17 protein-coding genes are annotated in these 20,151 nt (G+C 44.4%); 11 read left to right on the top strand and 6 right to left on the bottom strand.

The window, feature by feature from the left end:
- The first annotated feature begins 40 nt into the window (after nt 1–40).
- The 3 genes from P5G61_RS17795 to P5G61_RS17785 all read left to right on the top strand — a co-directional run bounded on the left by P5G61_RS17795 (nt 41) and on the right by P5G61_RS17785 (nt 2,171).
- Nucleotides 41–1,237 carry an MFS transporter gene (locus P5G61_RS17795; protein ID WP_301247735.1) on the top strand — a complete coding sequence of 399 codons (1,197 nt, stop codon included), beginning with the start codon at nt 41–43 and terminating at the stop codon, nt 1,235–1,237.
- Nucleotides 1,228–1,587, top strand: coding sequence for a GIY-YIG nuclease family protein (locus P5G61_RS17790; RefSeq protein ID WP_285075279.1), 360 nt, complete (start codon nt 1,228–1,230; stop codon nt 1,585–1,587). Before P5G61_RS17795 ends, P5G61_RS17790 begins: the two co-directional genes overlap by 10 nt.
- Nucleotides 1,588–1,691: 104 nt before the next feature.
- Nucleotides 1,692–2,171 carry a DUF6530 family protein gene (locus P5G61_RS17785; protein WP_024634065.1) on the top strand — a complete coding sequence of 160 codons (480 nt, stop codon included), beginning with the start codon at nt 1,692–1,694 and terminating at the stop codon, nt 2,169–2,171.
- 91 nt (nt 2,172–2,262) lie between these two features.
- Here the strand turns inward: P5G61_RS17785 and P5G61_RS17780 are convergent, their stop codons facing one another.
- A complete protein-coding gene (locus P5G61_RS17780; RefSeq protein WP_024634064.1) occupies nt 2,263–2,676 on the bottom strand; it encodes a MerR family transcriptional regulator in 414 nt (137 codons plus the stop codon).
- Nucleotides 2,677–2,931: 255 nt separating this feature from the next.
- On the opposite strand from P5G61_RS17780, the gene P5G61_RS17775 reads away from it, so the two are divergent.
- Nucleotides 2,932–3,972 carry an NAD(P)-dependent alcohol dehydrogenase gene (locus P5G61_RS17775; protein WP_301247734.1) on the top strand — a complete coding sequence of 347 codons (1,041 nt, stop codon included), beginning with the start codon at nt 2,932–2,934 and terminating at the stop codon, nt 3,970–3,972.
- A gap of 116 nt (nt 3,973–4,088) precedes the next feature.
- Here P5G61_RS17775 and P5G61_RS17770 read toward each other — a convergent pair whose 3' ends face one another.
- From P5G61_RS17770 to P5G61_RS17755, 4 genes are all read right to left on the bottom strand, one after another.
- Nucleotides 4,089–4,511, bottom strand: coding sequence for a hypothetical protein (locus P5G61_RS17770; protein ID WP_301247733.1), 423 nt, complete (start codon nt 4,509–4,511; stop codon nt 4,089–4,091).
- 216 nt (nt 4,512–4,727) lie between these two features.
- On the bottom strand, nt 4,728–5,558 hold the full coding sequence (locus P5G61_RS17765) for a carbohydrate ABC transporter permease (protein WP_079349160.1): 831 nt from the start codon (nt 5,556–5,558) through the stop codon (nt 4,728–4,730).
- A 1-nt stretch (nt 5,559) separates the two neighbouring features.
- Nucleotides 5,560–6,432, bottom strand: coding sequence for a carbohydrate ABC transporter permease (locus P5G61_RS17760; protein WP_024633185.1), 873 nt, complete (start codon nt 6,430–6,432; stop codon nt 5,560–5,562).
- A gap of 69 nt (nt 6,433–6,501) precedes the next feature.
- Complete coding sequence (locus P5G61_RS17755; protein WP_079349158.1) at nt 6,502–7,815, bottom strand: ABC transporter substrate-binding protein; 1,314 nt, start codon at nt 7,813–7,815, stop codon at nt 6,502–6,504.
- Between the two features lie 206 nt (nt 7,816–8,021).
- Here P5G61_RS17755 and P5G61_RS17750 point away from each other — a divergent pair, with 206 nt between their 5' ends.
- The 4 genes from P5G61_RS17750 to P5G61_RS17735 all read left to right on the top strand — a co-directional run bounded on the left by P5G61_RS17750 (nt 8,022) and on the right by P5G61_RS17735 (nt 13,306).
- The gene (locus P5G61_RS17750) at nt 8,022–9,785 is read left to right on the top strand and encodes a cache domain-containing sensor histidine kinase (protein WP_301247732.1); all 1,764 of its coding nucleotides are present in this window, start codon (nt 8,022–8,024) and stop codon (nt 9,783–9,785) included.
- An 18-nt stretch (nt 9,786–9,803) separates the two neighbouring features.
- Complete coding sequence (locus P5G61_RS17745) at nt 9,804–11,306, top strand: response regulator (protein WP_301247731.1); 1,503 nt, start codon at nt 9,804–9,806, stop codon at nt 11,304–11,306.
- A gap of 184 nt (nt 11,307–11,490) precedes the next feature.
- A complete protein-coding gene (gene paiA / locus P5G61_RS17740; RefSeq protein WP_301247730.1) occupies nt 11,491–12,006 on the top strand; it encodes a spermidine/spermine N(1)-acetyltransferase in 516 nt (171 codons plus the stop codon).
- 166 nt (nt 12,007–12,172) lie between these two features.
- Nucleotides 12,173–13,306, top strand: coding sequence for a serine hydrolase domain-containing protein (locus P5G61_RS17735; protein ID WP_301247729.1), 1,134 nt, complete (start codon nt 12,173–12,175; stop codon nt 13,304–13,306).
- A 123-nt stretch (nt 13,307–13,429) separates the two neighbouring features.
- Here the strand turns inward: P5G61_RS17735 and P5G61_RS17730 are convergent, their stop codons facing one another.
- On the bottom strand, nt 13,430–14,374 hold the full coding sequence (locus tag P5G61_RS17730; RefSeq protein ID WP_301247728.1) for a DMT family transporter: 945 nt from the start codon (nt 14,372–14,374) through the stop codon (nt 13,430–13,432).
- A 302-nt stretch (nt 14,375–14,676) separates the two neighbouring features.
- Here P5G61_RS17730 and P5G61_RS17725 point away from each other — a divergent pair, with 302 nt between their 5' ends.
- The 3 genes from P5G61_RS17725 to ppsA all read left to right on the top strand — a co-directional run bounded on the left by P5G61_RS17725 (nt 14,677) and on the right by ppsA (nt 20,138).
- The gene (locus P5G61_RS17725) at nt 14,677–15,429 is read left to right on the top strand and encodes a response regulator transcription factor (protein ID WP_301247727.1); all 753 of its coding nucleotides are present in this window, start codon (nt 14,677–14,679) and stop codon (nt 15,427–15,429) included.
- The gene (locus P5G61_RS17720; RefSeq protein ID WP_301247726.1) at nt 15,426–17,165 is read left to right on the top strand and encodes a HAMP domain-containing sensor histidine kinase; all 1,740 of its coding nucleotides are present in this window, start codon (nt 15,426–15,428) and stop codon (nt 17,163–17,165) included. The genes P5G61_RS17725 and P5G61_RS17720 overlap by 4 nt, the downstream gene beginning before the upstream one ends.
- Nucleotides 17,166–17,522: 357 nt before the next feature.
- Nucleotides 17,523–20,138 (top strand): phosphoenolpyruvate synthase, encoded by a 2,616-nt coding sequence (gene ppsA / locus P5G61_RS17715; protein ID WP_301247725.1) that lies wholly within the window; start codon nt 17,523–17,525, stop codon nt 20,136–20,138.
- The last annotated feature ends 13 nt before the right edge of the window (nt 20,139–20,151 follow it).

Below are 20,151 nucleotides of genomic sequence, written 5' to 3'. Positions count from 1 at the left end.
CGGTAGTAGTAAAAATCTTAAAGGATAAGGGGTATTGAAAATGTTTGCGAATCGATATGTCCGAACCATTATCCTTTCCAGGGTGCTGCTACAACTGGGAATATGGATTCGGAATTATGCTGTACTTCTTTATGTTTCCGAATTGACACATAACAATCCGGTTGATATATCACTGATTTCGGTTGCGGAATTTGCACCGATCTTTATATTTGGCCTGATTGGCGGGACCTTTGCCGACCGATGGAGGCCGAAGAGAACCATGGTCTGGAGCGATGTGTTATCCGGCTTGTCTGTCGGGGCTGTACTGCTTGCAGTTATGAATGGCGGATGGATTGCACTTCTGATCGGATCATTTGTTTCTGCCAGCTTATCGCAATTTTCTCAGCCTTCGGCGATGAAACTGTATAAACAGCATGTACCAGCCGAACAATTGCAGGGTGTTATGGCGATGTCCCAAACGCTTGTCGCTGTCTTCATGGTGCTTGGACCGGTGATTGGTACCTTTATTTTTATTAAGTTTGGCATTAACGTATCCCTGATCCTGACGGCAGCTATGTTTCTGGGATCCTCGCTTGTATTATCCTCTCTTCCCCGGGATGTAGAGGAAGCTAGGTCAGGGAATACTGGCAACTTCGTCAAAGAGATGACCGACGGACTGCGCTATATTGGGGCCAATAAATCCTTGAGAACACTGGGATTAACCTTCTCGGCAGTCGGATTAGCATCAGGATTGACTCAGCCGCTTCAAATTTTCCTTGTCATTGAGAATTTGGGACGGGATAAACCTTTCTTGCAATGGCTGGTGATGGCTAATGGGGGGGCCATGTTGGTTGGTGGTGCTGCAATCATCGCAATCTCTAAAAAAGTAAAGCCACAATTATTGCTTTTGGTTGGTTTACTGGTTAATGCTGTCTGTACTGTCGGAATGGGTGCGTCTAAGCAAGTTTGGCTGACTATTGTTCTGCTCGTGATCAGTGGTCTGTTCTTTCCTTGTATCCAAGGTGGAATTCAGACGCTTCTTGTACGAAACACGGAGGGGGCATTTATGGGCCGGGTATCCGGAGCGATCATGCCGATTTTTATGGGAATGATGGTAATTGGCATGTTTATCTCCGGATATATCAAGGACACCTTCTCCCTGTTTAGTGTATTTATGACGAGTGGAGTTTTTGTGGTTATCGGAGCACTGTTACTGCTCCCTATTGTCAAGGAAAAGGAGAGAGCGACATGGATATGAATAAGCGCAAAGAGCTGCTGGAGGAATACAAGCAGATCAAGACTTATATGGGCGTAGCCCAAATCAAAAACAAAATAAACGGTAAAATCTATATTGACAGCTATCCCAACTTGAAAAACAAATGGTTTACTCTGCAAATGCAGCTGGATCAAGGGAGATTTGCAAATCCCCAGCTGCAAAAAGAATGGAGAGAATTTGGAGAAGATGCATTCACTTATGAGGTTCTGGAGCAGAAAGATATCGATAAAGTGACGGATATACGCTGGGAACAAAAGCAGCTCCTGAAGTCTTGGCTCCAGAAGTTACAGCCCTATGGAGACAAAGGCTATAATAGACCTCCTAAGGATTAAAGGATGATGCAGTTAATGAGGTTTGACTAACGGTGAAAATCAAGATAAGATGAAACCGTCGTTTAGTAAATTAGTAAATAAGTAGACGGAATGAGGGAATAAATTTGAAAATACCTACAACGTTAAAACATAAACCGGTTATCGTGTCGGATAATTATGAGAAGGTTGACGGCCGAATGGCTGGGAATACCGACGCAAAGGGTCTTTCCCTGGGATTGGCTCAATGGAACGACAGAGGAAAGGTTGATATTTCAGCCAAGGTATGGAGGTATACCGGAGAAAAATGGTCAAGACAATCCGAGGAACTGCCTCTCCATCGCGTGCTTGATTTGTCCATCCTCATTTGTCGGTCCCTGGAACATTTTCGCGAGGCCTATAGATATGAGCATTTGTATGACCCAGAGCAGCCTGTCATTGATCGGGTTGGCCTGCAAGGAGATGCGATGTCTGTGGAGATCTGTACGGACAATGAGAGAATTAATGAAGACATTAAGCTGTTCAGCCAAGCGCTTAGTGATGACGATGAAATGATTGGTGAGCGTTTACGCACATTATCCAAAATATTAAAGGATATGGGTTATTAAAAAGAAAACGTACACAGAAGTGGATTGATCAATAAAGAGCCTAAACGCCTGAAGACGTTTAGGTTTCTTTATTATGTTGAGCATAATTCAATCAATTGGCGATGAAGTTTCCCATTCTATGATTTTTATGAATCTCTTCCGTTCCAGCATTAAGGGCAGTCCTGTAGTAATCACGCTTATGTTCAATCACTTCCATCGTCTTTCTAAGCTCTTCCATTTGTGCTTCAACACTAGCCTTGCGTTCTGTGAACATGTCATATCGCTCCTGTAAGGTGGAGTCTCCCTCGGAGCACCATGCTATAAAATCCTTGATATCCTTAATCGGCATTCCGGTAGATTTCAGACATTGAATGATCTTTAAGAAATCGATGTCGGATTCTTTAAAGTTTCGTGCTCCGCCAGGGGTTCGTTCAACAAAAGGCATGAGTCCTTCCTTGTCGTAGTAACGCAAGGTATATACGGTTAGATTCAATTCTTTAGCAACTTCGCTAATCGAATATGACATTCATTTTCCCCTTTTCTTACTAGTATACACTTCGATCTAACTCTAGGATCTTTCGGAGATTCTATCATGCTGTATGTGGGATGTCAAAGTTTCTAATGACATTTGACCTAGAGTTAACTAGAGGGATTAAGATTGTATTGCAGGAGAAAAAGCAGGGCTGAATTCAATGGAATTCAAAAGCTAAGTCATGACTTGTACCCTATGAGCGTGACTCTCTTGGAAGAATGAATATGACAATCTTAGGAGGATTTAATGATGATAACTGCTAAAGCACGAGCTGTTGACGGTCCGGACCAATTGTTCCGAGCAGCCGAGATTAAACGACGTGATCTTGATTTGCACGATGTCCTGATCGAAATTAAATATGCAGGCATATGCCACTCTGACATTCATACTGCTCACGGCGAATGGGGACCCGTAAACTATCCGCTCGTTCCTGGACATGAGATCGCAGGATTTGTCACAGACGTAGGGGCCGAAGTTTCAAAGTATAAGGTTGGTGACCGAGTAGGGGTCGGATGTATGGTTGACTCTTGTGGAGAATGTGAAAACTGCCGCCAGGGTGAAGAGCAGTACTGTCTCAAAGGAAATATTCCTACCTACGCGGGCGTTGACAAGTATGGCGAACCCACACAAGGTGGGTACTCCACTCACATTGTCGTAACAGAGGACTTCATCGTCCGGATTCCTGACAATATCGAGCTTGATGTCGCTGCACCACTGCTTTGCGCAGGTATTACAACATACTCGCCGCTAAATCGTTGGGGAGCTGGACCAGGTAAAAAAGTAGCGATTGTGGGTATGGGCGGTCTTGGTCATATGGCTGTCAAAATTGCACATGCCATGGGTGCAGAAGTAACTGTACTGTCACAATCTTTGAAGAAAAAGGATGATGGCTTGCAATTCGGGGCAGATCATTATTTCGCGACAAACGAACCGGAAACTTTCGAAAAACTTGCCGGGTATTTTGACCTGATTATTAACACTGTAAGTGCGAATATCGACATCAATGCTTACTTCTCACTGCTTACTCTGGATGGTACTCTGGTGAACGTGGGTGCTCCTGGGGAGCCGTTGTCTGTAAACGTGATGTCCCTCATCGGACACCGTCGTTCGTTCGCAGGCTCATTGATCGGGGGCATTCGTGAGACTCAGGAAATGCTGGATTTCTGTGCAGAACACAGTATCGTTCCTATGATCGAAGTCATCTCAGCCGACCAAATTGATGAAGCTTACAAGCGAGTGTTGGTATCAGATGTGAAATACAGATTCGTAATTGACACGAGCACAATTTAAGCTGTTTAAGCTAAAAAAAGAGAAGAAAATCCAATCGCTCATAACATGGCGATTGGATTTTCTTCTTTTATGGTGAAACAGACTGAAAGAAAGAGCTAAAGGAACGAGCAATTTTATTAATCTGAAACGACGAATCCATCAAAGTTCTCAGGACCTACACGGACCGTACCCAACAAGTTGGAGCTTACGAATGCAGAGTATGTCAATTGAGGGGTAATTGGCGGATTGAAATCATCCGCAGAGAACGTGATAACTTGAGGCGCCAAAATACTCAAACTAAATGTGGAAGTTGCTGAGTATATGACAGGGTCAGTAGACAAGGTACCTCTTACAATAGTAATCGTTACGCCGACAAGAGCTAATGGCAATTGTACAGAAACCGTTCCCTTAAATTGAACTCTGGGGTTAGCACCTGCACCTGCTGTCTGAAGACCAATTTGGCCGAACAATTGCGGCGTGTTAATTACGAGGATCGGAATAGCAATCGAGTTAGCCAAACTTGCGTTTTGCGATGTTCTCGCATCAAGAAATGTTGTCATTGAATCTACCTCCTAATCAATGGAATAGAATAGTATATTCGAGGGTTATTAGTATGCTTGGACTTCTGGATATAATCAAAAAAAAGGCATTTTACTAAACGAATAGGCAAAATTTCAGCTAAATACAGATCGATGAAAATCAGAGAACATGAACAAAAACGCTTTAGGGAATGAACCCAAAAGCGTCTCTAATGTTATTTCTATATAAATAAATATTCACCCTTTGACTGCTCCTGCCGTAAGTCCGCTAACGATATATTTCTGTCCAAACAGGTAGAGGATAAAAACAGGCAGTGAAGTCAGGACAAGGTTAGCAAAAATCAAATTCCAGTCTCGGCTGTATTTACCGTAGAAATTGTAGATCGAAAGCGGCATCGTCCACGTTGAACTGTTCGTAAGGAAGTATACCGGAATCGTGATATCATTCCATACCGACATAAACACCATGATCGCAACTGTTGCGTTTACGGGCAGGATAAGCGGTGTAACGATACGGAAGAACACCCCAAATACACTGGCGCCTTCCAGAAACGCGACCTCGTCCAGCGCTTTCGGGATGGTTTTGATAAATCCACTATATAAAAATACGCTGAAAGCGGTATTTAGTGCTGCGTAAATTAGAATGACACTTGATATGCTGCCGTAAAAGCCCAATCCCTGCACGACTCGAATCGTTGTAATGATGGACATCGGTGCAATCAGTCCCATGAAAAAGTACATATATATTGTGTTTGAGACTCTGGTGTCTCGGCGTGCCAAAATGAAAGAAGCTGCAGATGAAGCGACTATGTTGATGATGGAAGAAATGCCCGTAATCCAGATGCTGTTCAGGAATGCCCTGGACAGACCACCCTCTTCAAATACCCGGACATAGTTTGAAAACTGCCATTTATCCGGCAAGCTCAAGGAGAAGCTGAGTACTTCAGCGCTCGTTTTGAACGAACCCAGAATCAGAATCACCAGAGGCAGCAGAATGAGTAAAGAGGCGAGGAGCAGAAATCCTTCAACAATATAGTTGCGAATAGCGAGTTTGCGTGTATATCCCATGTTATTCCGTAACCTCCTTACGCCGCATGAAAATCAGTAGCGGTATAGCAATAATCGTGACAACCACAAACAGAAGGGTATTGACTGCGGTACCAAGTCCCCAATTTCCTTCCCCGAAGGAGCGGAGAATAATCGTGCCCACAACCTGTGAAGCGTTGCCTGGACCTCCGCCGGTCATGACATAGACTTCCGAGAATACTTTGAGTCCGCCAATCAGTGTCAACATCAGATTAATATTGATGGCTGGCAGCAATAGGGGCAGCGTAATTTTGAAAAAACTTTTCCAGGAGCTTGCGCCGTCAATCGTCGCCGCTTCATAATATTCCTGCGAAATAGATTGCAAACCAGCCAGATAGATGGCCATTTGGAATCCGGCGCTTTGCCAGATGGACACGATGGCAATCGTCCAGATGACAAGGGAAGGATTGGTCAACCAGGCCTGACTCAGTGAATGTAATCCAACCGCCTCCAACACGCGATTGATCGTACCCTCCGTGCGCAGCATGGGTGTGAACAAGATGCTGATGACAAGAATGCTCAGTATGGAAGGGGAGTAGAAAATCGCGCGCAGCAGGTTCTTCGTTTTTAATCTCATATTTAGGGCCACGGCCAGCAGCAGGCCAATAATATTTTTGCCAGCAACTGTAACAACGGCAAAAATCGCCGTATTTTTAAGCGCAAGGATAAGCGTTTTGTCCGAGAAAATTTTCTCGAAATTGTCCCATCCGATAAACTTCAGATCAATTCGATCCAGACGCCAATCCGTGAAGGAGTAGTAGAAAGCAGCAATAGCCGGGATAACAAAAAAGATGGAGTAAATAAGTAGTGCCGGAAATACCATGTAATACGAATATAAATTTTTTGCCCTTTTCATGTCTCACGCTCCGTTATGGCTAGGCAGCACATCATTCAGGAATGACCTGCTGCCCCTGTATTTCACTTCTTAGAAACCGGAAACGCCTTTATCCTGCATCAGTTGACTGAACTTCTCATCCCAGGATTTCAATACTTCCTCCGGTGTCAAACCGCCAGCGAATTGATCCTGCAGTAACCTGTATAACTCGCTGCGATCTACCAGCATGTAAGCATCCGTGGTCAACACGGTTTTCTTCGGGAGGATGTAATTGTCGACGATATCCTGTTTGTATGCAGGTAACTCTGGTGTCGTGACGTCGCTAAAATTGGATACATAACCTTTGGAATCGACGATTTGTTGTGCGATCTCTTTGGAGGCGATAAAGTCCAGAAACTGTTTGGCTTCCTGCAAATGCTTCGCTTTCTTTGGAATGAACAGCTGTCCTCCAAGCGGACTTGCACCCAGTTTGGCATCATCGGAGGACGGAATTGGGAATACGCCGAGTTCCATGCTTGGATCCTGCTGTGCTACGCCTTCGATTAGCCAGTCTCCCATAAACATCATCGCAACTTCTTTGTTCAGGAATTTGCCAACGGCCATGTCATAGCTGTCGCTAAGCACATCCGTGTTGGTATACCCCTTGGTGTACACTTCGTATTGCTGCTCCAAAAACGTTTTAAACTCGGGAATATCGGACCATTTCTTCTTGTTGCTGTTGAGCTCCTCAAAAAAAGTCGGATCATTTTTGGCTACAAAATCGGCAAATGCTGCTGCAGGCCAGATGTTCGCAGCCCAAGCATCTTTGTAGGGCATGAATACTGGAGTGATGCCGCTGGCTTTGATTTTTTCACAAATGGCCAGAAACTGTTCATAGCTTGTCGGAATGGACAGACCCAGGTCGGCAAAAATCTGTTTGTTGTACACGACTCCTTGCATGCCCGTGTCCTGACTGACATGGAAGCTGTAGATATGGCCGGCAGCGGAGAGCACATCCTTGTTTACAATTCTGCTGGCCCAGGACTCGTTATCCAGAATTTCGAAATTGCGTTCAAGATTCAGGTCCGTAATCGCGCTGGCCAAATTGTATTGAATGATATCGGGCGTTTCGTCTACAGCCAGCTTGGTTTGCAGCACGGTCGTTGTTTGCTCAGCCGGAATGAGCTGCAGATTGACAGATATGTTGGTCTGTTTTTCAAACTCATCGAGAACATCCTGCTGAATAAACGCGGAATCCTGAGAGCTCTTGGAAATAGCCAGTTCGAGTGTGACCTTGGCGTTCTTGCTGCCATTGCTCGTAGACGTACCAGAATCCGTACCTCCTGATCCGCAAGCGGTCAGCGAAATGGACAACAGGCTGGCCAGAACAATGGATGCTGCTTTTTTTCTTTTATGCAGTTTCAATGCAAATCCCCCTCTGAGACATTTAATGAATCCGTTTACAAGTCCAATTATAAAATCCAATTCTACTCCGGTACATGTCTGTGCTTGAATGTTTATGTGTAAAATCCTGAACTTGAAATCGCTATCATTTCATTCAAACGCATGCTACAGTTAGACATGATGCAGACGAGTTACACAGCATGACAGGACAGGAGGCTACACGAAGAATGATTAAACTTATACATAAAGCAACGCAATTCAGTTTGCAGACCAAAGTATTTTTGACATTTCTGGCTCTGCTTTTGTTCGTGTTAGGCTGCTTCATCGTATATGTGAACCTTGTTGTTATCCGCCCACTTACACAAAAAACGGAGGAGGACACACGTATCACTGCCACAAAGGTACGTGAACAGGTTGACTTGTACGTAGAGCAGCAAAACCAGATGTCCCAGCGTATATTGTCCAATAAGGACATCTTTGCAACGATGGACAAGAGTTCCTTGGCTCCAAGTAATTATGAAAGACTGAAACAAATCAGGAAACTAAAAGATATCATGTTCCAGGCGATCGGGCCCAGCATGAACATCAAGGACATGTCCATTTATGATAAACAAGGTGCGCTGCTCACATCGTATATTGGTTCAGGACATGCTCCAACGATCCTGAGTACCATGCTGGAAAAAAGCAGGAGTGGACGAGAGTGGAACGGGAATGGTTTTATCCTGCTCCGACAGGCAGACGTCATCTCATTTGTCCGAACAATAAACGATCAGAATGGGAAGCTGTACGGATACCTTAGTATTCAAATGGATCAGGCTTACATTCAAAAACTTACGGAAGGAATTACAGCAGGGGATGTTTTTATTCTAAACAAGCAAGGGGAGCAGATGACCGGCTCCGAAGTGAGAAAGCATGCCTTAGAGTGGACGGAGCCATTATCCGACGAGGGACTGGCAGTTGATGAACAAAATAATTATGTGACACATGCCACATCTCACGAAACGGGTTGGATTACTTTTATCGTAACACCGAAAAATTCAGTGTTAGGCTCGATTCATTCTGTACAAAGCATGTCCATTCTGCTGATTACAGCACTTATGCTCATTTCTTTTGTGTACATTTTCTTCTCCACGCGCAACCTGCTGCTTCCGATTCGCAAGCTTCGCAGCCAGATTTGGCGCATCAATTACAGCAATATGAAGCTGAAAGTAGAAGATCGGCCCAAAAATAACGACCTGCTCCTGCTGAATGAAGCTTTTCAGGATTTGATGGAGCGATTACAGGAGTCCATTGACCGCGAGAAAAAGGCATTGCATGAAGAAGTCACCGCCAGGAATTCCGCTCTGCAAGCTCAGATTGCTCCTCATTTCCTTCATAACGTCCTTTATTTGATCAGCATAGCTGCTCAAGAGGGGAAAACCCGGGCCGTGTCAGACATGTGTAAACATCTATCAGACAGTTTGCGTTATATTGTTTCATCCCCTTATGCACATGTGACAATGGCGGATGAGCTTGAGCATACGAGACATTATTTGTCGTTGGTACAGCAGAAGTATGAAGAAGATTTGGAGTGGAACATCGATGCTGATGAACTGGCGAGTGAGGTCCGGCTGCCTCGGCTGGTGATTCAGCCTTTTGTGGAAAACTGCATTGAGCATGCATTTTTTAATATTACACCGCCTTGGCGTATTCAAATTACCGTGAAGCAGTATAACGGATTATGGGCTTTGGAGATCAAAGATAACGGAGAAGGCTTCCCGCCAAACAAAATAGAAGAGATTTTATCCAATATCCAGAAGTCCGGCACCGGAATGAATCAATCCCCCGATCGCCATACCGCACTTGGCAGCATGGGAATCATCAATAGCGTTAACCGGCTTAAACTGATGTACAGCAATCGACTAATTTTTAACATGTACAACAATCATACTGACGAGGAAAAAGGGGCAACCATTCAAATCATCGGCTCAATGACGAAGGATTTTTACTGATCACAGGAGGAGCAGATTATGTATAACATCATGATTGTTGAGGATAGCAAACCCATATTACGCAATATTAAAATGCTTTTGAGTAAGCTGAATTTTCCAATTCACGTGGCGGTTACGGCTACGAATGGGAAAGAGGCGCTGGCAGTGCTCCAGAAGGAGACAATCGATCTTCTGTTGACAGACATTCGCATGCCCAAGATGGATGGTTTATCCCTCATTGAGCAAGCGAAGCTCGCCCAGCCGGAGTTGAAGGTCATACTAATCAGTGGATATAGTGATTTTGAATATACGCGAAAAGCATTGAATTTGCAGGTGTTCGACTATTTGCTGAAACCTGTTGAGCCAGAGGCTCTGGAGGAAGTCATGGGCAGAGTTATTAAGGAGCTCGATCAATTGAGGTCAAGGAACGTTCATCAGTTGCAGGAGATCGTTGATTCTCATAGTTATGCTGAACTCAAGCCAGGAGAGAATTTTACTTTTTATGCCCAAATGATGATCATTGTACGAAGACAGCCCTTCACCCGGGAACGATGGGGACAAAGGACGTTACAGGCTTCTTTGGAGGATTTTTTTACTCCACGTTCCTGTAAAGTATTTCAGAGCCAAACTCCGCATCAATTCATCGTTTTTGTGAATAAAGGGATTGTTGATTTGTATTCTTCTGTACATGAATGTCTCGAATCGTTAAGACGCCATTTGGTTGTACAAGGTATGGATACAATCATCGGGGGACAAGGGGTAGGGTCTGAAACCGTTAATTTGCCGGAGCTTTACCACCAAATTTCGTCCATTTTATCGACGCATCAGCGACTGAACCATGGAATGGTGCTGGACAGCGGAAATCCTGTGTCTATGGCAAGATCTGAGGCAGGCTCCCTGAATTCCATATTGGAATTGGATTTTGTCCACATGATACAGGCTCACCAGAAGGAACGGTTTGCCCTTAAGCTGTCTGAGCTGATGAATCGATGGACAGAGGAAAACGTTCATGTAAAAGAAGTGGAACGATTTATCAATTTAGTCGTGGATACGTTCGCACATTTGAATGAAGAGCAGGGGGCGGGAATTAGGCTTGGTCTGGATCTTAGAGCAAAAAAACTATTTGATGAAGAAACATATGGCGATTTCTGCCGTGAATTAACGGAATGGATCGGTCAATGTTTTGAAATGCTTCAATCCCATGATCGGAAGAGCAGAGAAGTTCTGTTTGAGCAAATGGATGAGTACATCAAACGAAACAAGTATACCCCAATATCCATCAATGACATTGCCATGAAGTTTCACGTCAGCCCCTCTTACGTTAGCAGAGTGATTAAAAACGTAACGCAAGTCACGTTTGTTCAGTACTATACCAACCTTAGAATTAAGGAAGCATGCAGACTGATGGAGTGTCAGCCGGAGATGAAGTTTAAGGAGTTATCAGATCTGTTATCGTTCAGTGATCAGCATTATTTCTCCAAAGTGTTTAAGGAATATACGGGACTTAGTCCGACAGAATATAAAGAAAGACTGCTTAAATAGTCCGTTCAAGGAAAAACGTATAAAAATTCCGAAAACGTTTGCCAACTATTTCAATCTGCCTGATTTCATTATTTTATGTTGCAAACTATACAAAATTAACGTAAATTAAGGATATAATAATTGTTGTATTTGCAACAAAAATTCCAAACAAGCTATTGATTCATAGAAGGAGCGATACATCATAATGACAGTGGAAATAAGAGCGTGCAGTCGCGAGGATTTACAAAAACTACAAGAGATTAGTATAGAAACATTTAGCGATACATTTAAAGATCAGAATTCTCCTGACAATATGAGAGCCTATCTGGAAAGAGCATTTAACGCTAAACAGTTGGAGGCTGAATTATCCAATAGCTGTTCAGACATCTTTTTCGTCTACTATAATGATGAACTTGCGGGATATTTGAAGCTGAACAGGGATGAAGCTCAATCCGAAAAAATGAGTGATGCATCACTTGAAATTGAGAGAATCTATATCAAGAAAAAATTCCAAAAGCATGGACTGGGTAAATATCTGTTAAATCAAGCCATAGAAACCGCATTGGAACACAATAAGAAGAACATCTGGCTCGGGGTATGGGAAAGAAATGACAATGCCATAGCTTTTTATAATAAGATGGGGTTTGTTCAAACCGGCTCACACTCTTTTTATATGGGGGATGAGGAACAAATAGATTTCATTCTGGTCAAAACACTCTAGTCATCGTACCGATTCTAAAAAATGTAGTGATCGTTTAAGTTGCTTTCTATTAGGTAGTGGTCAATGCACGCAAATGGTCGTATATTAAATATAAGTGGGTCATGTGGATGAACACAGATCCACTTTGTGCATTGATATACGATTCTACATAGAAGGACGGGGAAATATGGACTTTAAACCGCTTGCTTCATTTATTGACCGTATCACAGCATGGAGAATTCCATGGGCAGAGGTGCTTGTGATGCATCAAAATGATACCGTTTTCCGTTACCGTAATGGTTACGCCAACCTGGAGGAGCAAACGCCCATCGGCGAAGATGCGATCATTAATCTCTACTCCATGTCAAAAATCATGACCTGTGTGGCAGCGCTTCAGCTCGTTGAGAGAGGGCAAATGCTGCTGAACGATCCAGTGTCCGATTTTCTGCCCGAATATGCCGAAATGACGGTAAAGAAAACATTACCGAACGGCGAGATTAGACTGGAAAAAGCGACAAGAGCGATTATGGTACGCGACTTGTTTACGATGACTGCCGGATTCTCCTATGACATTGGCTCACCAAGCATTCAGGAAGCTGTGCAGAGCACCAATGGCAAACTACCGACACGCGATTTCGCGAAAGCGCTCGCCAATGAACCGCTTCTGTTTGAACCAGGTACGCAGTGGAACTACAGCATGTGTCATGATGTCCTCGGAGCTTTGGTGGAGGTTGTAAGTGGCAGACGCTTTGGTACGTATCTGCAAGAAGAAATTACAGGACCGCTCGGCATGAATGATACGGCATTCGACCTGAACGCTGAGCAGCAAGACCGCCTGATCCCGCAGTACGCATACAATGATGAGCTTGAGAAAGCCGTTCGGATGGATGGAAACGGATTCCGGGTAGGGACTGAATTGGAGAGCGGCGGTGCCGGGCTATTGTCTACCGTTAGCGATTATGCACTGTTCCTGAACGCACTGACTGGACGTGGGACCAGTCCGGAAGGCGTGCGCATTCTGTCACAGGCTTCAGTGGAACTGATGCGCACGGACCATCTGAATGATCTGACCCGTGGCGATTACTCCTGGGATCAAATGGGCGGGTATGGTTATGGGCTGGGTGTACGTACACATGTCTCCAAGTCGCGCAGCGGCTCGTTAAGCCCACTTGGCGAATTTGGATGGAGCGGGGCTGCCGGTTGTATGGCCATCATTGATCCGGACTCCGAGCTCACCGTCATGTATGCGCAGCACCTGCTGAACAGTCAGGAGCCTTACGTTCAGCCACGGTTGCGAAATGTCGTTTACTCTTGTTTGTAATGCGGAAAATTGAAGTCGTAATACACAAAAAAGTCGCTATCTTAGCGACTTTTTTTGTGTTTAGGGAGTTAGTTCTTGTCCAAATCAAAGGGGGTAATCTCCATTCGTTTGCACAGAAAAACATTATTTTGATGAGGTTACTCGATTGACCATATAAATACCGATCGACACGAACAGCAATGCGATCAGATTTTTGAATTCCATAATCGTTTCTCCCAGAAATAACGCCGATAGCAGAGTGCCGAACACAGGGATAAGAAAGTTATACACCGATACTTTCCCCACTTTGTTGTATTTCAGAAGCAGATTCCACAAGCAAAATGCCGCTGATGAAAGTAAAACTAAATAAATCAGGATTCCCGTTGATTCAAATGTAAAATGTGTAACCCTGCCGCCAAGCAGGAGGCCCAGTAGGGTGAGTGCCAGCCCGCCGACAAACAGGCTAACTCCGGTAATAACCAGAACGTCGATGGAGCCGGTTAAATGTTTTGCATATATGGCTGTAATGGAAAAAATAAGAGCCGCAATAATAACGAAACCTTCACCTGTGAGAGAGAAGGAGAATTCCAACAGATCGGAGTGAAAATTAACAATAATTACGCCAATAAATCCTAGCAAACAGCCGAGTATTTTATTTTTGCTCAGTTTATCATTTTTATATAGAAAATGAGCTAGAACAACACTGAAAAAGGTCGTTGTCGCATTCATAATCGATCCTTTAACACCTGTTATATTGGCTACACCCACATAAAAAAACATATACTGCAGCCCCGTTTGGAACACACCCAGCAATAGTAAGCTTGAAAATTGTCGTCCAGACAGTTCAAATTTTCGTTTACTAATGACCCGAAACAAGAATAGGAGCAGTAGTCCCGCTAAAATAAATCGATAACCCGCAAATACAAATTTTGATGGAATATCTTCTGACAGGATGTCAAAAGCAATATATCCAAGCTTAATAAACGGGTAGGCACTTCCCCATAACAAGCAACATATACTCGCAACTAGCGTTACAAATAATGGGTCGCTAAATTTGATCGGTTTCTCCATTGCTTTTATCTCATTCACTTTCAATCTTCTCCTCGCATGATATGTAAATGTGTAAGGGCTCATCGCACCTCACTGACCATATCATAAACTGCCAGTAGCTGTAACAAAAAAATGAAATTCCATTTCATAACAAGACTAAAAGGCTTATTCCTTCGGAGAACCCTCTTTCTCCAGCAATGGTACCTAAAGCAAAATAGATTTGTCGCGGTTTCTCATTTTCTATGCTAACAGCGTTACTGAAACAGAGCCTAAACGCATTGATGAACAAGCGCTTAAGTTTGCTCAACCTGTTTAGGTTCTGTTAATGTGAGTATGCTACGATGAAATGGGTGAAAACGATGACCAATCAAAATGATATTAAAATTGCAATTGTCGACGACGAGGCCTCGATTGTCACCATGCTTCAAATGGTGCTTCGCAGGGCAGGGTTCCATCAGCTGTACGATGCTTCCACCTGTGCGGAAGCTCTCCATCTAGTACAGCGCATTGCCCCGGATATCGTCCTGCTCGACATTACGCTCCCAGACGGGAGCGGACTGGAGCTCGTCTCCAAGCTCCGTGAATACGGAAATCCGCATATTTTGTTTCTGACAGCTAAGGCATCCGATCTAGATGTGCTGAGGGGATTCGCCATGGGCGGGGACGATTATATTACCAAGCCCTTCAATCCATTGGAGGTAGCTGCAAGAATACAGGCACGCATACGCCGTTTGGAGTCAGAAGCTCCAACTGCAAATCAGGTGAAACGTCCTGAACCGGGGATATACCGATTCGGTCGCTTCATCGTCAACGAGGCGGAAGGGGAATTACTCGTGGAGGGACAGCCGGTTCCTTGCCCTGCACAAGTCTTTCATCTGCTGCTGCACTTCTGCAAGTTTCCGGGGGTCGTATTTTCCAAAACACAGCTCTACGATCAGGTGTGGGGGATCAACGGACAGGGAGATGACTCGACGGTAATGGTACACATTCGGCGCATACGAGAGAAGATCGAGATCGATCCAGGAAATCCAAAGCTGCTGCTGACTGTACGTGGGCTCGGCTACAAGCTGTCAAAGGAGTTTCAGGAGCAATGAAAATACAACAGCGCATATCCTTCCACTTCACGTATCAATTGATCTTTTATGCCCTGATTATTCTGGCCATTACTCTCGTTGCTTGCATTATATTTTTTCAAAACACAACAAATAGTGAGCTGCGTCGGAACTTTCCGGTTGGCGCCTTGCAACTGATTGCTCAGGAAGCTTCTTCAAAGGACGGGACGATTCAGATTTCCCCCAAGTGGAATAAGCTCATTGAGGAAAAAGGAATGTGGATGCAGGTTGTAAATGCCGAAGGAGAGGTCATTTACAAAGTAAATACAAACTCGCATGATGGACTGTCGGCTTCGTATTCTGTTGCCCAACTTCTTGATATGCAGGAGACGAGGACACTAGGAACGTATGCTGTTCAAACTCATCTGAATTTTGCTTTTAATGTGCCGGTTCTGTACATCCTTGGCTACCAAAGTCCTGACCTTGACCAACTCATGACCTGGTTTGACGCTTACGGGCAGCAGGGGATGGTATCTGGCGAAAAGGCTCCCATTCTGGATCAGCAGCTGCGTGAAACCGGCAGCTATCTGCAAGTAATCAACTCTGCGGGGCATACCGAGCAAGCCATCGGTGATGAAACGTACTTGCAGAAGGGGTACCGTCCACTGGACATTCTGGCGATCCAGCAATCGCCCAGAAACTATGATACGAATATTGTCGCCCATCGTGATGAGCTCAGCGGAATGACCTGGGTCCTTTATACGCCCAATCCAACGGGAGATCCTTTGAAACATCCCGCGATGGATACGGCAACCCGCGGACTCATGTGGTTTGCAGGCCTAGCACTGCTCTTGGCAGTACCCTTATCGATCTGGCATGGCTACCGTTACGGTCAGCCGCTGGTTTTATTCGCAGGCTGGTTCGAACGGATGGGACGTGGGCAGTATGATCAGGTTCTCACTGCCAAAGACAAGCGCAAGATTTTCCGCCCCAATGGTACGATGCGAAACCGCTACAGACTCTATAAGGAAGTCATGGAATCCTTCTATCGAATGGCTGATCAATTGGCCCAAACCGAGAAGGAGCGTGAGAGGCTGGAGAAAGAGCAAAGGGAGTGGATGTCAGGAATTTCGCATGATCTGCGCACGCCACTGTCCACCATACAAGGTTATGGATATATGCTGGAGAGCTTACCGGAACAATGGAGCCAAGAGGAGATGCGAACCATGGGAACGACGATCCGGGAAAAGGGGGATTATATGCTTGAGCTGATCTCTGACTTTTCCATGATCCATCAACTCAAGCAAGGCGACTCAATGATGCAGCTTCGGAAGATCGATTTGGTTGAGCTGGTGCGCTGCTCCGTACTGAAGTACGTTAATGACGTTACCCTGTCTGAGTACCAGTTTCATTACGTCGGGGAGGAGCGTCCTCTATGGGTACAGGCTGATGAAACCTGGCTGCTGCGGTTAATGGATAACTTGCTTTCCAACGCAGTGAAGCATAACCCGTCAGGCGTGAATGTTACCGTCTCCATCGGCAGAATGAACGATAAGGCATGCATACGTGTATTGGATAATGGCAAAGGCATGGACGAGGAGACGCTGCAGCATTTGTTCAATCGCTATTATCGGGGAACGAATACAGAAGAATCAACGGCTGGCTCTGGACTCGGCATGAGCATCGCCAAAACGATCGTGGAAGCGCACGGCGGAGAAATTCATGTACAGTCCAAAGTGTGGCAAGGTACCAAAATTGAGATTTTATTGCCCTGCTGAAATGTTTACCTGCCTTGGGAAAATGCCGTTACTGAAAAAGCAGCCTACCTCATTCGAGGACAGGCTGCTTTTTCTATTGGCTTCAACATCTGTGATACATAACATGCTGCACGACAGTAATCTGGTTGAGGAGAACCATGTTTCTATAGGATTAATATTATTTGAAATCAAAAAAGAACCCGGATAATTATCCCAGTTTCTTCGATATTGTATACGAACAAATACAATGATATAATCAGATTACATTTATTTTAATGTAAAAGTCAAAAGTATCGCATCTTGTATTTAAATCTTATCATGGCAGCAAACGCTTTGTCAAATGTTTTTTTCTCAATTTATTGGTTAGGGGAGATACGAATGAGTTCTTTGGTTATCGGATTTCAGGAAATGGAAAAATTGCAACTTGCACTCGTTGGCGGAAAAGGGTTAAATCTAGCGAAGTTATCAAAGATTGAAGGCGTACTGGTCCCCGAAGGATTTTGTGTGACAACCGTTGGATATCAAAAAGCCATTGAACAAAACGAAACGTATCATTCTTTGCTGGATCAATTAGCCATGATGAAAGGTGATGAACGAGAGCAAATTGGTGAAATCAGCAGAAAGATCAGGGAACTTATTATGGGCGTAGACATTCCTGTCGATGTTGAAAAAGAAGTTGCTCACTATCTCTCCAAGTTTGGAGAAGGGCATGCGTATGCAGTGCGTTCCAGTGCGACCGCTGAAGATTTACCACATGCCTCTTTTGCTGGTCAACAAGACACGTACTTAAATATCATCGGGAAAGAAGCAATCATGCAGCATATTAGCAAATGCTGGGCTTCCTTGTTTACGGATCGCGCGGTAATCTATCGTATGCAACGTGGATTTGATCATGGTCAGGTGCATTTATCCGTTATCATTCAAAAGATGGTTTTACCAACGGCCTCAGGAATTTTATTTACAGCTGATCCGGTTACGTCCAACCGGAAAGTGCTATCCATTGACGCCAGTTTTGGACTGGGTGAGGCGCTGGTGTCTGGTTTGGTATCTGCCGATTGTTATAAAGTACGGGATGGTGAAATTGTCGATAAGAGGATAGCCACCAAAACGTTGGCGATCTATGGACGGAAAGATGGTGGGACGTATACACATCAGGTTGATCCCGTTCTGCAGCAGACGCAAACACTTACTGAACAACAAATTTTAGAACTGGCAAGCATGGGAAGACAGATTGAAGCACATTTTGGTTTTCCACAGGATATCGAATGGTGTTTGGCGGATGATACGTTTTACATTGTTCAGAGTCGTCCAATCACTACTTTGTACCCGATTCCTGAAGCGAGTGACCAGGAAAATCATGTGTACCTATCTGTCGGGCATCAACAAATGATGACTGATCCCATGAAACCTCTGGGCTTATCTTTCTTTCTATTAACGACTCCGGCACCCATGCGTATTGCTGGTGGAAGATTGTTTGTTGATATTACGCCTAGGCTGGCTTCGCCTGTCATGAGAGAAAACTTCATAAATACCATGGGACAATCCGATCCGCTCCTTAAGGACGCACTTACAACTGTAATCGAGCGCGGGAATTTCATCAAAACGTTACCTGCTGATAAACCAGCACCGAATGCTCATAATAACAATAAACTGAGCACGTCTGACGCTTTTCAAGCAGATATTGAAAATGAATCGACCATTGTCTCTGATTTGATTAAGAGCAATCAAGCCTCAATAAATGAGCTAAAACGTAGCATCCAAAATAAATCTGGATTGGAATTGTTTGATTTTATCCTTGAAGATCTCCAAGAATTGAAGAAATTTCTATCTGACCCACGAAGTTCAAATGTGTTCATGACTGCCATGAAGGCTTCAGCATGGATCAATGAAAACATAAAAGAGTGGTTGGGAGAGAAAAATGCAGCAGATACGCTCTCTCAATCTGTACCTAATAATATCACTTCGGAAATGGGTCTGGCCTTACTCGATGTTGCAGATGTGATTCGTCCGTATCCGGAAGTCATCGCTTATTTGCAGGATGTGAAAGAGGATAACTTTTTGGATGAGCTGGTTAAGGTGGAGGGCGGACAGGAAACCCGAGACGCCATACAGGAATATCTGGACAAATACGGAATGCGATGTGCCGGAGAGATTGATCTCACCAGAACCCGTTGGAGTGAAAAACCCACTACGCTTGTGCCAATGATACTGGGTAACATCAAGAACTTTGAACCTAATGCAAGCAAACGGAAATTTGAGCAAGGGCGACAGGAAGCGTTGCAGAAAGAACAGGAAGTATTGGATCGATTGAAGCTATTGCCTGACGGTGAACACAAAGCCCAGGAAACGAAACGAATGATCGACCTGGTTCGCAACTTCATCGGTTATCGGGAATATCCCAAATATGGCATGATTAATCGCTACTTCGTATACAAACAGGCTTTATTGAAGGAAGCCGAACGACTTGTAAAAGCAGGCGTTATTGTTGAAAAAGAGGATATTTTCTATCTCAATTTTGAAGAACTTCGTGAGGTCGTACGAACTAATAAATTGGATGAAAAGATCATCAGCCAGCGGAGAGACGATTACCAATACTATATAAAATTAACTCCACCTCGTGTGCTCACGTCTGATGGCGAAATCATCTCAGGTCAGTACGAACATGAAAATCTGCCAGCCAATGCTATTGTAGGGCTGCCTGTTTCTGCCGGAGTCGTAGAGGGGCGCGCGCGCGTCATCTTCAATATTGAAAATGCTGATCTGGAAGATGGAGATATACTCGTCACCCCCTATACGGATCCCAGCTGGACACCCTTATTTGTATCTATAAAAGGTCTGGTCACTGAAGTGGGAGGCGTGATGACCCATGGTGCAGTGATTGCACGTGAATATGGCTTGCCAGCCATTGTCGGAGTGGAGAATGCGACCCAACGCATAAAAGATGGGCAGCAAATTCGGGTGCATGGAACAGAAGGATATATCGAAATTTTGTAATGGTGCATGAACT

Source organism: Paenibacillus vandeheii (genome assembly GCF_030433635.1).
Classification (GTDB): Bacteria; Bacillota; Bacilli; order Paenibacillales; family Paenibacillaceae; genus Paenibacillus; species Paenibacillus vandeheii.
The sequence above is the reverse complement of the archived record's forward strand: the minus strand, read 5'-3'. Positions and strand labels throughout refer to the sequence as shown.

Excerpts from the sequence above, each read along its gene's own strand:
- P5G61_RS17750 (WP_301247732.1), top strand. The coding sequence starts at position 8,022 with ATGATTAAACTTATACATAAAGCAACGCAATTCAGTTTGCAGACCAAA.
- P5G61_RS17790 (WP_285075279.1), top strand. The coding sequence starts at position 1,228 with ATGGATATGAATAAGCGCAAAGAGCTGCTGGAGGAATACAAGCAGATC.
- P5G61_RS17780 (WP_024634064.1), bottom strand. The coding sequence starts at position 2,676 with ATGTCATATTCGATTAGCGAAGTTGCTAAAGAATTGAATCTAACCGTA.
- P5G61_RS17725 (WP_301247727.1), top strand. The coding sequence starts at position 14,677 with ATGAAATGGGTGAAAACGATGACCAATCAAAATGATATTAAAATTGCA.
- P5G61_RS17765 (WP_079349160.1), bottom strand. The coding sequence starts at position 5,558 with ATGGGATATACACGCAAACTCGCTATTCGCAACTATATTGTTGAAGGA.
- P5G61_RS17760 (WP_024633185.1), bottom strand. The coding sequence starts at position 6,432 with ATGAAAAGGGCAAAAAATTTATATTCGTATTACATGGTATTTCCGGCA.
- P5G61_RS17735 (WP_301247729.1), top strand. The coding sequence starts at position 12,173 with ATGGACTTTAAACCGCTTGCTTCATTTATTGACCGTATCACAGCATGG.
- ppsA (WP_301247725.1), top strand. The coding sequence starts at position 17,523 with ATGAGTTCTTTGGTTATCGGATTTCAGGAAATGGAAAAATTGCAACTT.
- paiA (WP_301247730.1), top strand. The coding sequence starts at position 11,491 with ATGACAGTGGAAATAAGAGCGTGCAGTCGCGAGGATTTACAAAAACTA.
- P5G61_RS17720 (WP_301247726.1), top strand. The coding sequence starts at position 15,426 with ATGAAAATACAACAGCGCATATCCTTCCACTTCACGTATCAATTGATC.
- P5G61_RS17795 (WP_301247735.1), top strand. The coding sequence starts at position 41 with ATGTTTGCGAATCGATATGTCCGAACCATTATCCTTTCCAGGGTGCTG.
- P5G61_RS17745 (WP_301247731.1), top strand. The coding sequence starts at position 9,804 with ATGTATAACATCATGATTGTTGAGGATAGCAAACCCATATTACGCAAT.
- P5G61_RS17770 (WP_301247733.1), bottom strand. The coding sequence starts at position 4,511 with ATGACAACATTTCTTGATGCGAGAACATCGCAAAACGCAAGTTTGGCT.
- P5G61_RS17775 (WP_301247734.1), top strand. The coding sequence starts at position 2,932 with ATGATAACTGCTAAAGCACGAGCTGTTGACGGTCCGGACCAATTGTTC.